This is a genomic window from Brucella haematophila (genome assembly GCF_005938105.1).
Lineage (GTDB): Bacteria > Pseudomonadota > Alphaproteobacteria > Rhizobiales > Rhizobiaceae > Brucella > Brucella haematophila.
Genome location: NZ_VCPE01000024.1, coordinates 1 through 14,491, shown reverse-complemented (window position 1 = coordinate 14,491; position 14,491 = coordinate 1). Strand labels below are relative to the sequence as shown.

Below are 14,491 nucleotides of genomic sequence, written 5' to 3'. Positions count from 1 at the left end.
ATGACAACGTCCGAAACGACTGTTGAAGCGACCATGTCGGAACAACACCGCAAGAATGACGTGCTGGCCGACAATCTGCTGCGCGCAGCCGGACTGTCCGGCGACGATCTGAAGTCGCTTGCCCATGTGTTCAAGGATGCCTCCACGCATTTCTGCGAGCGGTTGAAGCATGGTTGCGCGGCGGCTTTCGAAGTTGAAGCCGGTGCGGTGGAAAGCGCGGACGATGCGGCTTTCTCCGCCATTCTCGACAGCGCCGCCATCATTGCGCCGCTCAAGGTGGAACGCTGGGGCTCGACGCTTTATCTGACTGTTGATGCGCCGCTGGTCTTCTCGATCATCGAAGCCATGTATGGCGCGCAGGGCAATCTCGGCAATGTCGATGTCGAGCGCCCGTTCGGCATGGTCGAACACAAGATTTCCGCTCTTCTCGCCGGTCATCTGGCCGGAGCGCTGGATCAGGTGTTCAACGCGGGCTCCCTGTCGGGCTGGGCGGGCGGCGCGCAGTCAATGTTCGCCGCCGGTGAATGTGTCGACATCGCCGAATTCGACCGCACCAATTTCGAACGGTCGCGTCTTTTCGCCTGCCGGATCGATGTGACGGCAGCGGGCAAGACCGGGCAAGTGCATCTTCTGCTGCCGCGCAGCACCCACAAGCCGATGCAGGATGCCGTCGCCGCTTTTCTGCGTCGCCCCATGAATCAGGCCGACCCGACCTGGGCCAAGAAGCTGCGCAATGAAGTCAGCCGCGCTCGCATCGAGCTTGAAGCCTTCATTCAGCAAGGTTCGATGACGCTGGACGCGCTGTCCAAACTGGAGATCGGACAGGTGTTGAAGCTGCCTGCCGACGCCATGGAGCAGGTGCGTCTGCGCGCAGGCAACCAGCAGCTTTTCAAATGCTCGCTCGGCAAGTCGGGCATTCATTTCACCGTCAAGGTCGGCGACCCGGTCAATCAGGAAGAGGATTTCATCGATGAGCTTGTTGCTGGCTAATATTCTTTCCACGCTGATGGCTCTTGCTTCGCTGGGCGCGTTGATCGTGGTCGGTCGCAAGGCCAACGAAACGATCAAGCTCGGCAAGGTGCTGGCGCTGCGCGTCGCGGCTGCCTCCAATGGTCTGGAACGCGCCGTGAAGGCGATCCAGAGCGAGCGCACCGATCTCGTCGATGAGAATGTGAAGCTGGAAGCCCGCCTTGGCGAAACACAGCGCGTGCGCCGCGAGATGGAAGAAGCCATTGAGGAACTGAACCGCCTGCGCAAGGCACTTTCCCGCGACATGCGTCAGGCAGACACCCTGGCCCGCTCGGTCGCGGACAGTGCTGGCCGCAACCGCGAGCCAGCCGTCGAACAAAAAGAAAAGAATGCGCTGCCGGTGTTCGTGCATCGCGCGGTCCGCAAGGCAACCGTTGAAATTGCGGGGCAGGCATGAGCGCTGACAACAAGGACAAGAACATGCAGCAGGAACTGGACGAAGCCATCGAGGAACTGCGCGAAGATAAGCCGCGCAGTGCACAGAAAGGTGCTTCCAAGCCCAATCTCGAACTCATCATGGGCATTCCCGTCGATGTGCAGGTGGTTCTCGGCGGCACGACCATGCCGGTGGCCAATCTGATGAAGCTCGGTCGCGGCGCGGTGATCACCCTCGACAAGCAGATCGGCGATCCCGTCGATATCGTCGTGAACGGTCGTGTGATCGCACGTGGTGAAGTCATCGTGCTCGAAGACGATTCTTCGCGTTTCGGCGTCAGCCTCACCGAAATCATCGGCAAGTAACAGAACGGCCCGGACATCTCCATGACCGAAAAAGAGCAGCAAAACCTCGCTGAAGAAAGCGCCAGCGGCATCATCGATACGCTGAGCGGCGCGCAAAAGGCGGCAGCCATTCTTGTGGCTATCGGCCGCCCGGCTGCGTCGCGCCTTCTCAAGCATTTCAGCGCCGAGGATCTGCGCAAGCTTGCCGGTCATGCCCGCACGCTGGACCCGATCTCGCCGCTCGATTTCGAACAGCTTGTGAAGGAGTTCGAGGATTCGTTCGCCGAGGGCGCGCCGGTTTCGGAAGCGGGGCAACGCTTCGAAGGCCTGCTGCGCGATACGCTGCCGCAGGAAGAAGTGGATGCCGTGTTCGAAGAACGCGTGCAGCCGCAGCTGGTACAGGAATCGGTCTGGGTACAGCTCGGTCGCCTGCCGGTCGACAGCCTGCAAGCCTATCTGGCCGACCAGCATCCGCAGATCATCGCCTATATCGTCTCCAAACTGCCGTCAGACCTTGCCGCGCGTCTGTTCGTCGCCTTGCCGCCGCAGCTGCGCAATGCCGTCGTGCAGCGCTCGCTGCATATCGGCAATGTCGCGCCCGCCGCAGCCGAACTGCTGGAAGATGTGCTGCGCCGCGACCTTCTGGGCCGCAGCGATTCCGGCCCGGTCAAAGCCCATCACGGCCAGATTGCCAATATCTTCAATCAGCTCGACAAGAACGAGATGGAAGAACTGATGGCAAGCCTTGAGGACCTCAACCGCGACGATCTCAATCGCATCAAGGCCAAGCTCTTCACCTTCGAAGACATCGAGCGCCTGTCGCAGCGCGCGCGTCTGCTGCTCTTCGATGAAGTGCAGACCGAACAGATCGCAACCGCGCTGCGTGGCGCAGACGCCAAGCTTCAGGAACTCGTCCTGTCCTCGCTCTCCACCCGCGGTCGCCGCATGGTGGAAACGGAACTTGGCGCCGAGCAGGGCAACATCACCGCCCAGAATATCGCCGACGCACGCCGTACGATCTCGCGCATTGCCATTGATCTTTCCGAGCGCGGCATCATCACCCTCGACGCGAACGAAGCTTCTGCCTGAGGCCGGTGTGACGCATGGCGGACGATACCGATAAGGAAAGCAAAACAGAAGAAGCGACCGAGCAGAAGATCCGCGACGCCTTGGAAAAGGGCAATATGCCCTTCTCCCGCGAAACGCCGATTCTCGCTGGCGTCGCCTCGTTTCTGATCATCGCCGTCTTTGTCGCCGCACCCGCCACGACAAAGCTCGCCATGTTTCTGCGCGAACTGATCGACCGTCCCGAGGATTGGGTTCTCAACAGCGCCGAGGATGCAAGCCGCCTGTTCAGCGTGCTGGCGCTGGCGGTCGGCGCAGCACTTGTGCCGGTCTTCATCATCATTCCGCTGGCAGGCATCGCGTCATCCGCCTTTCAGAACGCGCCGCGCATCGTCGGTGAGCGCATTCGCCCGCAGGCTTCGCGCATCTCGCCACTCAAGGGGTGGCAGCGCATTTTCGGCCGCAGCGGTCAGGTGGAATTTCTGAAATCGGTGGCGAAGTTTCTCGCCGCCAGCCTCATCGTTTTCATCGTCTTCTTTCAGGGCAACAGCCTGTTCACGGACGCGATTGCGACCGAACCGAGCGCCCTGCCGGAATTCCTGCGCGAAAACATGGTGCGCCTGCTGGTTGCCAATGTGCTGGCGATTACAGCCATCGCAGCCTTCGACCTTGCCTGGTCGCGCATCCACTGGCGTCAGGAACTGCGCATGACGCGGCAGGAAGTCAAGGACGAGCTGAAGCAGTCCGAAGGCGACCCGCTGGTCAAATCGCGCCTGCGCTCACTTGGACGTGATCGCGCCCGCCGCCGTATGATCAGCGCCGTGCCGACCGCCACACTGATTGTCGCAAATCCGACGCATTTCTCCGTAGCACTGCGCTACAAGCCGAATGAAGACGCCGCACCGGTCGTCGTTGCAAAGGGGCAGGATCTGATCGCGCTTAAGATAAGAGAAGTGGCCGCCCAGCACTCGATACCAGTCTTCGAGGACGTGCCTCTTGCACGTGCACTTTATAAACAGGTGAATGTAGACCAGATGATCGCACCGGAATTCTATAAAGCCGTTGCCGAACTCATCCGCATCATCAATACGCGGCATGCAGTACACTAATGGTAGTACTATGATTTCATTATATTCCCAAATATTATTGACCTGTTCTCAACGATCGATGGTGACGCGATGAAGAGTCTGCAATTTTCCAACGAACGCGAAGCGATCATCGCCGAGAACCTGCATGAAGTGGTGACGGAGCTGCGTCTTGTCGATCCGGCTGACTACATCGCCTTCATCCGCTGCGAGCTTTTTGCCAATATTGCCGATGTCGTCAGCTCTGCGACGGAGCTTTACTTCTTCCCCGGCACGCTGGAACTGGGCCATGGCGGCGATTATCGCTGCGACTGGCAATCACCGCCATCGGTGGTGCTGGACATGGAATTCCGCAATCAGGGCGTCTATGCCTATTTCCGGCTGATCCTGACGGATAAAACGGCTGGTGTGGAGCTGAACCACATTACTTTTGAAGATGCCGATCAGGATCCTACAAAAAACACGGCGCGCCTGCGCAACGCTTTCCGCGAGGCCAGACTGCCCCTGAAGAAGCGGGCTTAAAGCATTTCCAGCAAAAGTGCGAAGCGGTTTTGCGCGGGACAATGCGGGCTTGAAAAATGACACCGGACGCGAGCAAACGCATCCGGTGCCATCAAGCAGTTCAAGCGGCTAGTGTATTTCCAGCGGGGCTGAACGCCCCGCGTTCGAAAATGCAATCAATAAAACCAAATAAATCAAAACAGTTTGCGCTTCCGGTCTGTCCGTAAGCATCATGACCGGCCCGTCACCGAGCCGGCAAGTACTGAATTACATAAGATGTTCTGTGCCCGGCATTTCGATAATGCCAAGCGACAAAGCTGTTGCCACAGCCGAAGTGCGGTTCGAGCAATTCAGCTTGATTTTCGCGTTTTGCAAATAGGTCACCACCGTCCAGCGGGCGATGCTGAGAATATCAGCAATTTCGCCGTCGGTTTTGCCATTGGCCGCCCAACGCAGGCAATCCACCTCACGCGGTGTGAGCAGGCTTGCCACAGAGCTGGCGTCCTTATGGCCGCACAGCGCATTGTGGATCACGCCAGACACACTGAGCAGACGCGGACGCAGCTTGGCCACAAACTGTTCGCGATCCTCGTCCTTGTCGATCTCGAACGAGAACAGCGTGCAGCCGGAAGCGCCTTTCGGATTGCGCGCGGAAACGGCAATGAAAATATTGCCGAGCCCGTGCTTTTCAGCATCCTGCAACAGTTCCGCAACTGACGGACAAATATTGGCGTCTTCCTGCAGATCATGCACGATGCCGCTGCCGTCATTGGAGAAATAGGGTGCATCCTCCTGGAAGATAGGATCGATGGCGAAGTAGTTCTTCGTCGAATAGCGCGCCGACCAGGCGGTCGGAACGGTCATCACCAGCGTCAGATCGTTGGAATTGAGCTTGGCACACTCATTCATGCGGCCACGATAGGCGTGCATGATGTGCCGGCAGCCGACTTCATCGCGGATGCGGGTCAAAAGTGTGAGCGTATCGCTCTGAAATGCTGCTCCAAAAAACGTCTTCTTGAAATTAGGAAAATGAATCAGGTCAAGAGTCATGCGAAATATCCTTAAGAATCAAGCCGCTTAAGCTTTCGGTCCGTCGCCTTATGTCCTGCTGGCGACCATGTTTCGAATCGCGCCCGACAAACTGCTTAATTGTTTATAAGTGACAAAAAAAATACGCCTCATGGCAACTCGCAATTATTGTGCCGCAAGTTGTTACACACAAGAACAGAGTGAAAATAAGGCACAGTTTCAAAAAGCTTGTTCCCAATTGGAACAAATACGCCGCTTAGCTAGTCTTGCCATAGGCTCTGAAGAAGAAATCCACCGCCGTTTCCACGTTTTTGCGGATGGCTTCGTCCGATGGCTCGTCGGCAATCACACCGAACAGACGCGGGCGATAAAGCCCGGCCAGAAACAGATCGGAGAGCTGATAGGCGACCCGATCGACATCGAATGGTTCCAGAACGCCGTCCTCGATCATCTTTTCCAGATATTCGGCCATGGCGACCAGACTGCGCTTCGGACCCCGATCATAAAAACGGGCGGAAAGCTCCGGCTTGCGCTCGCTGACACCCAGAACGATGCGCTGTGCGCGAATGGCGGTCGAAGACGTAATCAGCGTCACCAGCGCGATGCCGAACTCCGTCAGTTCTTCACGATTGGAAAAACCATTGTCCAGCTTGCCGATCAGCGTGCTGAACATGGTGTGACGGTAATGCTCGCACAAAGCGACGAACAGGTCTTCCTTGCTGTTGAAATAGACGTAGATCGTGCCCTTCGACACGCCCGCTTCACGGGTGATATCGTTCATGCTGGCGGCATCGAAGCCCATGCGCAGGAATACGCTTTGCGCGCCTTCCAGTATCTGGCTGCGCTTTGCCGGGTCCTGACCCGCGCCGAGCCTTGTGCGTCCGCATTCGGTTTCAGGCGCGCATGCAAGTGAACTGGCTTTAAATTTTTCGGACTTTGCAAGCTTTTCGGATTTTGAGCCCGTCTTGACGAAATTGGCCGCAACTTCGCCCGCATCATGCCGATCGAGATCAGGCGTGGTGAGCGTTTCGGGGCTTCCTTCGGTGTGCCGTTCGGGCTTCATATCACAAAACTCTTATATTTTTTCGAACCGAGCGGTTCGATATCGCTTGATATGCGCATCTTATTGGATTATGTCAACATCGAACCGAGCGGTTCAATCCACTGGATGTGCAGAAAGTTTCTCCTATGACTGCCAAGAAGTCTGTAGATCAGGCCGATATTCGCCAGTTTCCGACGGCCAAAACCTTTACGCCGGACGAAGCTCCGGCGACAAATGATGCACCGCAGAACGAGAGAACGCAGCCCCACGCTGTACCCAATGCGCGTCCACAGGAGACGCCGCATAAGGAAACCGTGAAAGGTGGCGAGAAAAAGGGCTTCGGCAAACGCGTTGTGCTGCCAGGTGTTTTGATCGTCGCCGTGGCCGCAGGCCTCTGGTATGGCTATGATTATTGGACCGTGGGCCGCTTCATGGTTTCGACCGACGACGCCTATGTACAGGGCGATATCGCGTCCATCGCGCCGAAAGTCACGGGCTATATCGACAATATTCCGGTCGTCGCCAACCAGCATGTCAAGGCTGGTGATGTGATCTTCCAGCTCGATTCCGGCGATTATCAGATCGCTCTCGACGAGACGGAAGCCAAGCTTTCCACGCAAAAGGAAACCCTGGCCCGCATCGTCGCGCAGACGACTGCAGCCCAGGCCACTCAGCAGCAGGCTGAGGCCCAGAAGCAGGCGGCCAATGCCGTCCTGATCAATGCGCAGGCCACCCTGACGCGCATGCAAAAACTGCACGCCACGCGTTTTGTTGCGCAGGCCGATCTCGACACGGCCCAGTCGTCGCTCGATCAGGCACGCGCCAATGTTGCCAGCGCCGATGCACAGATCGCTTCCGCCAAGGCGAATATCGACGTTCTCAATGCGCAGTATAGAGAAACCGACAGCGGCACGAAATCGCTAGAACTTGCTCGTGATAAAGCGGCTCGTGATTTGGCCTTCACTACATTACGCGCACCGTTCGACGGCGTGGTCGGCAATCTCTCCGGCAAGAAGGGCGACCTCGTATCCGCCGGTCAGAAGATCGCAGCACTGGTGCCGGTCGGTCAGCTCTATATCGACGCCAATTACAAGGAAACGCAGCTCGCCAACATCAAGACCGGCGAGACGGCACATATCTATGTCGACGCCATCGACGGCACCAAGTTTGACGGCAAGGTCGTTTCGGTCGCTCCCGCTTCGGGCGCTGTGTTCTCGCTTTTGCCGCCGGAAAACGCCACCGGCAACTTCACCAAGGTGGTGCAGCGCGTACCGGTCCGTATCGCCATTCCTCAGGATGCGCTGGACTCCGGTAAAATCCGCGCCGGTCTAAGCGTTGTCGTGGACATCGATACGCGTACCGCCCCTGAAGACAAGTCGAACTAACAGTTCGACGATGCGATTGTCGCAAGGATAAGCAGCGGCGCGGCTTTTGTGTTCCGCGCCGTCTTTTCTTCCAGAGCGGTTCCCGCTTTACGGAATCGCCGGAACCGCTCTAGTTATTTTTACGCATTATCCAACGCAAAACCGCTTCGCACTTTTGCTGGAAATGCAGTCTTGTTTCGCACCGCATTGTCCAACGCAAAACCGCTTCGCACTTTTGCTGGAAATGCTTCATTCCGGAGTGCGCCGTCATGGCCGCAGACACGACAATGGGGCCAATAGCCCCGGCAGATGACCGCATCGACCCCAAAAAGGCTGTCGCCTTTCTGGCCATGGTCTTCGGCATGTTCATGGCGATTCTCGACATCCAGATCGTCTCGGCATCATTGTCCGAAATTCAGGCGGGCCTGAGCGCCAGCTCCGACGAAATTTCGTGGGTGCAGACATCCTATCTGATCGCGGAAGTCATCATGATCCCGCTGTCCGGCTTCCTCGGGCGGCTCTTGTCGACACGTGTGCTGTTTACGCTTTCGGCGGCGGGCTTCACGCTGGCCAGCATGCTCTGCGCCACCGCGACGAATATCGATCAGATGATCGTCTATCGTGCCATTCAGGGCTTCATCGGCGGCGGCATGATCCCCAGCGTGTTCGCGGCAGCCTTCACCATCTTCCCACCCTCCAAGCGCTCCATCGTCTCGCCGATGATCGGCCTTGTGGCCACGCTTGCACCGACCATCGGCCCGACGGTCGGCGGCTATCTCAGCCACGCCTTTTCCTGGCACTGGCTGTTTCTGGTCAATGTCGGCCCCGGCATTCTGGTCACCATCGCCGCCTGGAACCTGATCGACTTCGACGAAGGCGACAGCTCGCTTCTCAGCAAGTTCGACTGGTGGGGTCTTATCGGTATGGCAGCCTTCCTCGGCTCCATGGAATATGTGCTGGAAGAAGGCCCGCGTAACGACTGGTTGCAGGATCAGGCCATATTCATCCTGACCATTGTCATGACCGTCGGCGGCATCCTCTTCTTCTATCGCGCCTTCACATCCGAAGAACCCATCGTGGATTTGCGTGCCTTCAAGAACGTCAATTTCGCGTTTGGCTCGCTGTTTTCCTTCGTCATGGGCGTGGGACTTTACGGGCTGACCTATCTCTATCCGCTCTATCTCGCCAGTGTGCGCGGCTATGATGCGTTGCAGATCGGCGAAGCGCTGTTCGTCAGCGGTCTTGCCATGTTCATGACCGCACCCGTTGCTGGCTTCCTGTCCAATCGCATGGACCCGCGCCTGATGATGATGATCGGCTTCCTCGGCTTTGCCGCTGGTACATGGACCGTCACCGGCCTGACCGCCGACTGGGATTTCCATGAATTGCTGATCCCGCAGATCCTGCGCGGCTGTTCGCTGATGCTCTGCATGGTGCCGATCAACAATCTGGCGCTGGGCACGCTGCCGCCTGCCCTTTTGAAGAACGCCTCCGGCCTCTTCAACCTGACGCGTAACCTCGGCGGTGCAGTCGGCCTTGCGGTCATCAACACCATCCTGACGCGCCGCGGCGACATGCATTATGACCGGCTTGCCGAACATGTGCGCTGGGGCAATGCGGAAGCCGAGCAGATGCTCGCCAACCTGACAGCGAAATACAACGCCGCTGGTCTCGACGGCGCAACAATCGCGATTTCCAAATTGTCGGGTATGGTCCGGCAGCAGGCGACGCTTCTGTCCTTCATCGACGTGTTCTTCATTCTGACGATGATGTTCTGCTCGCTGGCCGTCTGCGCCATCCTGTTGCGCAAGCCAAAGCAAGTGGCCGGTGGCGGCGGCGGGCACTAGCCGTCCGACCGACCGGAAAAGACACCCTGAAAGCACCCTCCCAAGCTTTCATACGAAACCCGAAAGGTTCACAAGCCTTTCGGGTTTTTTCGTTTGAAGGGTTGGAAAACACAACCACGCCGCGAGCAGGCAAATCCTTGTCGTAGCGGGAACAGCTTCCGTTCAAAATGTGACAACCGCGAAACTTCTGTCACATTTCTTGTCATAAAAATGCCCCTTCCCCACAGGGATGAATTGCTAAGCTACTGAAAACGTGTTTCACTTTCTGCTGTTGGCAATTTGTGACAAGCAGCAAACTGTCATCCAACCGTCATGTCGGGCGGGTAACGGGTAGGCGGGCTCCGGAATTGGCCGGGGGCTTTCGTCGACCTATATTAGGGGAGTCAAACAATGCTTAGCTATACAGCGCGTCTGCTGTCGCTTTCGACCGCTATCGCCGTTGCCGGAGTTTCCATCGCCGCTGCCGAGCCGTCAGCCGAACTGATCGCTGCAGCCAAGGCAGAAGGCGAACTCACCACCATCGCACTCCCGCACGACTGGTGCGGCTATGGCGATATCATCAAGAACTTCAAGGACAAGTACGGAATCAAGGTCAACGAACTGAACCCGGATGCCGGTTCGGGCGATGAAATTGAAGCCATCAAGGCCAACAAGGACAATAAGGGCCCGCAGGCTCCGGACGTGATCGACGTCGGCTTTGCTTTCGGCACCTCGGCCAAGAAAGACGGCCTGATCCAGCCTTACAAGGTTTCGACCTGGGACGAAATTCCGGATAGCGCCAAGGATGCCGAAGGCTACTGGTACGGCGATTATTACGGCGTTCTGGCCTTCGAAGTGAACAAGGACATCATCAAGGACGCGCCGCAGGACTGGGCTGACCTTCTGAAGAGCGATTATGCTAATGCCGTTTCGCTGGCTGGCGATCCGCGCGTTTCGGCACAGGCTATTCTCGGCGTTCATGCCGCCGGCATCGCAGCTGGCGCAGAGCCGGGCGAAGCCGCTGGCAAGAAGGGCCTGGAATTCTTCAAGGACCTGAATGCAAAGGGCAACTTCGTTCCGGTTATCGGCAAGGCCGCTTCGCTGGCACAGGGCTCGACCCCGATCATCATCCGTTGGGACTACAACGCGCTCGCCGACCGCGACACGCTGAAGGGCAACCCGGAAGTTGAAACCATCATCCCGAAGTCGGGCGTGATTGCCGGCGTCTATGTGCAGGCCATCAGCGCTTACGCACCGCATCCGAACGCTGCCAAGCTCTGGATGGAATACATCTATTCGGATGAAGGCCAGATCGGCTATCTGAAGGGCTACTGCCACCCGATCCGCTTCAACGCGATGAGCAAGGCTGGCAAGATCCCGCAGGATCTGCTCGACAAGCTGCCGGACGCAACCGCCTATGAAAAGGCAATCTTCCCGACCCTGGAACAGATTGACGCCGCACAGGCAACGATCACCAAGGAATGGGACAGCGTCGTCGGCGCCAACGTCAAGTAAGCGACTTCGTTCGTTTCTGACGATGGACCTGTGAAAAAGGTATTGGACCAGCCGGGCGTTTCCCGGTTGGTCCAATTCCAATTTTCCCGTTTTTTGGCCTCTACTCGACGGATCTGTCGTGTATCTTGCCTGTTTTCGCATGCAGCGCATGCGAAACGAACAGCCGAAGAAAGAGCGCATGAGTTCAGTAGCCGATACAGCAGCCCCAGCCAGTCCGGTCGGTAGCGTTCGCAAACGCCGACTACCGCTGACATGGCTTGGCGTGGCGCCGTTTTTCCTCTTCGCCATTCTCTTCCTGATCTGGCCGACGATGTATCTCATCATCGGTGCGTTTCAGGACCCGGCGGGCAATTTCACGCTCCAGAACATCAACGACCTGTTTCAGCCGCAGATCATGAGCGCCTACTGGATTTCAATCAAGGTCAGCCTTGCATCGGCCATCGGCGGCGCAATCATCGGCTTCTTTCTGGCCTGGGCCGTGGTGTTGGGCAATCTGCCGTCCTGGCTGCGCCCGACCGTTCTGACCTTTTCCGGCGTGGCCTCCAACTTTGCGGGCGTGCCGCTTGCCTTCGCCTTTCTGGCGACGCTCGGGCGCACTGGCTTCGTGACGATCCTGCTGCGAGAGTGGTTCGGCTTCAATCTCTATTCGACCGGCTTTAACCTCCTCAGCTTCTTCGGCCTGACGCTGACCTATCTCTTCTTCCAGATCCCGCTGATGGTGCTCATCCTGACGCCAGCGCTGGACGGTCTGAAGAAGGAATGGCGCGAGGCTTCCTCGATCCTCGGCGCAACCAATGCGCAATACTGGCGCATGGTGGCCTTCCCGATCCTGTGGCCAAGCCTGCTCGGCACGACGCTGTTGCTTTTCGCCAATGCCTTCGGCGCTATTGCAACCGCCTATGCGCTGACCGGCTCGTCGCTCAACATCGTGCCGATCCTGCTCTATGCGCAGATCCGCGGTGACGTTCTGCATAACCAGAATCTCGGCTATGCGCTGGCGCTCGGCATGATCGTCATCACCGGCATATCCAACCTGATCTATATCTGGCTGCGTATGCGCGCCGAAAGGTGGCAGCGATGAAAGGCTCGACGGCTCAGAAAATCGGAGCGTGGATCGCCTTCTTCATTGGCGCGGTCTACTTCCTCGTGCCGCTCATTGGCACGTTCGAGTTCTCGCTGCGCATGCGGCGCGGCGAATATTCCTTCGACGCCTATCGCGTCGTCTTCACCGATCCGAATTTCCAGGCAACCTTCGGCTATTCGATCCTGCTGGGCATTTTGACCATCATTTTCGGTGTCCTGCTGGTTGTACCGACCGCCTATTGGGTGCGTCTGCGCCTGCCGCAATTGCGCCCAGTGATGGAATTCATCACTCTGATGCCGCTGGTCATTCCGGCCATCGTCATCGTGTTCGGCTATCTGCGCATCTACAACTCGTCTTCCTGGCTGCCGTTCACCGCATCCACGCGTGCAACCGACGTGCTGTTGATGTTTGGCTATATGACATTGTCGCTGCCTTACATGTATCGCGCGGTCGACACAGCCATGCGCACCATCGACGTGAATACGCTGACGGAAGCCGCCCAGAGCCTTGGTGCAAGCTGGCCCACGATCATGTTCAAGGTCATCTTCCCGAATGTTATTTCGGGCGTGATGAGCGGCGCCTTCATCACTTTCGCCATCGTCATCGGCGAGTTCACGCTGGCTTCGCTTCTGAACCGTCCGGCTTTCGGACCCTATCTCCAGCTGGTGGGCGCCAACCGCGCTTACGAACCGTCTGCGCTGGCGATCATTTCGTTTGGCATCACTTGGCTGGCGATCATCATGTTGCAGCTCGTTTCGCGCCTCAATAAATTCAAGACAACCGCCGGGTAACGTTCATGGCTTTTCTCAATATCAAGAACCTGAAAAAGAGCTTCGGCGCCAATACCGTCGTCCACGATTTCAACCTCGCCGTGGAAAAGGGCGAATTCGTCTCCTTCCTCGGGCCATCGGGCTGCGGCAAGACCACCGTGCTGCGGATGATCGCTGGTTTCGAAGACCCGGATAACGGCTCCATCGAGATCAACGGCACCGACGTGGTCGACCTCAAGCCGAACCAGCGCAATATCGGCATGGTGTTTCAGGCCTATGCGCTGTTTCCCAACATGACGGTTGCGCAGAACGTTTCGTTCGGCCTGCGCGTTGCTGGCAAGCCGAAGGCGGAAATCGACGCCACGGTGAAGGAAATGCTCGGCCTCATCCGCCTCGACCATCTGGCGGACCGCTATCCCTATCAGATGTCCGGCGGCCAACAACAGCGTGTGGCGCTTGCCCGCGCGCTTGCCACCAAGCCGCAGGTACTGCTACTCGATGAGCCGCTCTCGGCGCTTGATGCCAAGATCCGCATCAGCCTGCGTGAGGAAATCCGCACCATCCAGCAAAAGCTCGGCATCACGACGGTCTTCGTGACGCATGATCAGGAAGAAGCGCTGTCGATTTCCGATCGCATCGTGGTCATGCATGAAGGTCGCGCCGACCAGATCGGCTCGCCTTTCGACATTTACAACCGTCCGGCCTCGCGTTTCGTGGCGTCCTTCGTGGGCACGCTCAATATGCTGGAAGCTTCGGTCAGCGAACCGGAGAAGAACGGTATCGACCTCGACGGTCGCATGATCACCGTGCGCGACACGCTTGGCCATCATCCGAAGGGCAAGCCGGTGACGCTGGCGCTGCGCCCTGAAGCCATCAGCCTTGAAGCGCGCAAGAGCCACGACACTTCGCTGGATGCGACCATCGAGGATGTGCATTTCCTCGGCTCCGTCATCCGCACGCGCGTGGCGCTCGGCAAAAACCGCCTGTCCTTCGACACGTTCAACGATCCGACGCAGCCGCCGCCACAGCGCGGTGACAAGGTGACCGTGCATTTCGCAGCCCATGATCTGCTGGTGCTGGCAGACTGAACAATAAAAAACCCGCTTAGAGCGCATCCCGAAAAGTGTGAAACGGTTTTCGGGATGCGCGTTAAAATAAACATTTAGAGCGCCGATCTGATCCAATCAGATCGGCGCTCTAAGCGGCTTTTTTTCAATCTGTCCCTTTGCGGGAATGGATCAGGCCAGCTTTTCCATTTCCGGCAGCACGGTGAAGAGATCACCGACGAGGCCGTAATCGGCAACCTGGAAGATCGGCGCTTCTTCGTCCTTATTGATGGCGACGATGACGCGGCTGTCTTTCATGCCTGCCAGATGCTGGATCGCGCCGGAAATGCCGACAGCGATGTAAAGCTCCGGTGCAACAACCTTGCCCGTCTGGCCAACCTGCCAGTCGTTTGGC

Annotated in this window: 15 protein-coding genes; 12 read left to right on the top strand and 3 right to left on the bottom strand. The window is 57.8% G+C overall.

What is annotated here, in order from left to right; genetic code table 11:
* From FGI60_RS23960 to FGI60_RS23935, 6 genes are all read left to right on the top strand, one after another.
* Positions 1-990: a FliM/FliN family flagellar motor switch protein gene (locus tag FGI60_RS23960; protein WP_138787288.1), complete on the top strand. Its 990-nt coding sequence runs from the start codon at positions 1-3 to the stop codon at positions 988-990.
* Positions 971-1,426, top strand: coding sequence for a BAB2_0123 family type IV secretion system effector (locus tag FGI60_RS23955; protein WP_078340854.1), 456 nt, complete (start codon positions 971-973; stop codon positions 1,424-1,426). Before FGI60_RS23960 ends, FGI60_RS23955 begins: the two co-directional genes overlap by 20 nt.
* Positions 1,423-1,770 (top strand): flagellar motor switch protein FliN, encoded by a 348-nt coding sequence (fliN, locus tag FGI60_RS23950; RefSeq protein WP_078340853.1) that lies wholly within the window; start codon positions 1,423-1,425, stop codon positions 1,768-1,770. Before FGI60_RS23955 ends, fliN begins: the two co-directional genes overlap by 4 nt.
* Before the next feature lie 21 nt (positions 1,771-1,791).
* Positions 1,792-2,838 carry a flagellar motor switch protein FliG gene (locus tag FGI60_RS23945; RefSeq protein WP_138787287.1) on the top strand — a complete coding sequence of 349 codons (1,047 nt, stop codon included), beginning with the start codon at positions 1,792-1,794 and terminating at the stop codon, positions 2,836-2,838.
* A gap of 14 nt (positions 2,839-2,852) precedes the next feature.
* On the top strand, positions 2,853-3,923 hold the full coding sequence (gene flhB, locus FGI60_RS23940; protein ID WP_138787286.1) for a flagellar biosynthesis protein FlhB: 1,071 nt from the start codon (positions 2,853-2,855) through the stop codon (positions 3,921-3,923).
* 69 nt (positions 3,924-3,992) lie between these two features.
* Entirely contained in the window at positions 3,993-4,421 is a 429-nt protein-coding gene (locus FGI60_RS23935) for a hypothetical protein (protein WP_138787285.1), read from the top strand.
* A gap of 246 nt (positions 4,422-4,667) precedes the next feature.
* Here FGI60_RS23935 and FGI60_RS23930 read toward each other — a convergent pair whose 3' ends face one another.
* On the bottom strand, positions 4,668-5,450 hold the full coding sequence (locus FGI60_RS23930) for a helix-turn-helix transcriptional regulator (RefSeq protein ID WP_078340849.1): 783 nt from the start codon (positions 5,448-5,450) through the stop codon (positions 4,668-4,670).
* 235 nt (positions 5,451-5,685) lie between these two features.
* A complete protein-coding gene (locus FGI60_RS23925) occupies positions 5,686-6,492 on the bottom strand; it encodes a TetR/AcrR family transcriptional regulator (RefSeq protein ID WP_138787284.1) in 807 nt (268 codons plus the stop codon).
* A 125-nt stretch (positions 6,493-6,617) separates the two neighbouring features.
* Here FGI60_RS23925 and FGI60_RS23920 point away from each other — a divergent pair, with 125 nt between their 5' ends.
* The 6 genes from FGI60_RS23920 to FGI60_RS23890 all read left to right on the top strand — a co-directional run bounded on the left by FGI60_RS23920 (position 6,618) and on the right by FGI60_RS23890 (position 14,118).
* Positions 6,618-7,856 (top strand): HlyD family secretion protein, encoded by a 1,239-nt coding sequence (locus FGI60_RS23920; RefSeq protein ID WP_138787283.1) that lies wholly within the window; start codon positions 6,618-6,620, stop codon positions 7,854-7,856.
* A gap of 248 nt (positions 7,857-8,104) precedes the next feature.
* Positions 8,105-9,682, top strand: coding sequence for a DHA2 family efflux MFS transporter permease subunit (locus FGI60_RS23910; RefSeq protein ID WP_138787281.1), 1,578 nt, complete (start codon positions 8,105-8,107; stop codon positions 9,680-9,682).
* Positions 9,683-10,072: 390 nt separating this feature from the next.
* Entirely contained in the window at positions 10,073-11,176 is a 1,104-nt protein-coding gene (locus FGI60_RS23905) for an ABC transporter substrate-binding protein (RefSeq protein ID WP_138787280.1), read from the top strand.
* Positions 11,177-11,354: 178 nt separating this feature from the next.
* Entirely contained in the window at positions 11,355-12,257 is a 903-nt protein-coding gene (locus FGI60_RS23900) for an ABC transporter permease (protein ID WP_138787279.1), read from the top strand.
* On the top strand, positions 12,254-13,051 hold the full coding sequence (locus FGI60_RS23895) for an ABC transporter permease (RefSeq protein WP_078340844.1): 798 nt from the start codon (positions 12,254-12,256) through the stop codon (positions 13,049-13,051). Before FGI60_RS23900 ends, FGI60_RS23895 begins: the two co-directional genes overlap by 4 nt.
* A gap of 5 nt (positions 13,052-13,056) precedes the next feature.
* Entirely contained in the window at positions 13,057-14,118 is a 1,062-nt protein-coding gene (locus tag FGI60_RS23890; RefSeq protein WP_138787278.1) for an ABC transporter ATP-binding protein, read from the top strand.
* A 150-nt stretch (positions 14,119-14,268) separates the two neighbouring features.
* Here FGI60_RS23890 and FGI60_RS23885 read toward each other — a convergent pair.
* The coding region (locus tag FGI60_RS23885; RefSeq protein ID WP_210238469.1) for an electron transfer flavoprotein subunit alpha/FixB family protein at positions 14,269-14,491 on the bottom strand (223 nt) is incomplete at its 5' end.

What these genes read in the sequence shown, in the direction of transcription:
- FGI60_RS23960 (WP_138787288.1), top strand. Translation starts at nt 1, where the DNA reads ATGACAACGTCCGAAACGACTGTTGAAGCGACCATGTCGGAACAACAC.
- FGI60_RS23955 (WP_078340854.1), top strand. Translation starts at nt 971, where the DNA reads ATGAGCTTGTTGCTGGCTAATATTCTTTCCACGCTGATGGCTCTTGCT.
- fliN (WP_078340853.1), top strand. Translation starts at nt 1,423, where the DNA reads ATGAGCGCTGACAACAAGGACAAGAACATGCAGCAGGAACTGGACGAA.
- FGI60_RS23945 (WP_138787287.1), top strand. Translation starts at nt 1,792, where the DNA reads ATGACCGAAAAAGAGCAGCAAAACCTCGCTGAAGAAAGCGCCAGCGGC.
- flhB (WP_138787286.1), top strand. Translation starts at nt 2,853, where the DNA reads ATGGCGGACGATACCGATAAGGAAAGCAAAACAGAAGAAGCGACCGAG.
- FGI60_RS23935 (WP_138787285.1), top strand. Translation starts at nt 3,993, where the DNA reads ATGAAGAGTCTGCAATTTTCCAACGAACGCGAAGCGATCATCGCCGAG.
- FGI60_RS23930 (WP_078340849.1), bottom strand. Translation starts at nt 5,450, where the DNA reads ATGACTCTTGACCTGATTCATTTTCCTAATTTCAAGAAGACGTTTTTT.
- FGI60_RS23925 (WP_138787284.1), bottom strand. Translation starts at nt 6,492, where the DNA reads ATGAAGCCCGAACGGCACACCGAAGGAAGCCCCGAAACGCTCACCACG.
- FGI60_RS23920 (WP_138787283.1), top strand. Translation starts at nt 6,618, where the DNA reads ATGACTGCCAAGAAGTCTGTAGATCAGGCCGATATTCGCCAGTTTCCG.
- FGI60_RS23910 (WP_138787281.1), top strand. Translation starts at nt 8,105, where the DNA reads ATGGCCGCAGACACGACAATGGGGCCAATAGCCCCGGCAGATGACCGC.
- FGI60_RS23905 (WP_138787280.1), top strand. Translation starts at nt 10,073, where the DNA reads ATGCTTAGCTATACAGCGCGTCTGCTGTCGCTTTCGACCGCTATCGCC.
- FGI60_RS23900 (WP_138787279.1), top strand. Translation starts at nt 11,355, where the DNA reads ATGAGTTCAGTAGCCGATACAGCAGCCCCAGCCAGTCCGGTCGGTAGC.
- FGI60_RS23895 (WP_078340844.1), top strand. Translation starts at nt 12,254, where the DNA reads ATGAAAGGCTCGACGGCTCAGAAAATCGGAGCGTGGATCGCCTTCTTC.
- FGI60_RS23890 (WP_138787278.1), top strand. Translation starts at nt 13,057, where the DNA reads ATGGCTTTTCTCAATATCAAGAACCTGAAAAAGAGCTTCGGCGCCAAT.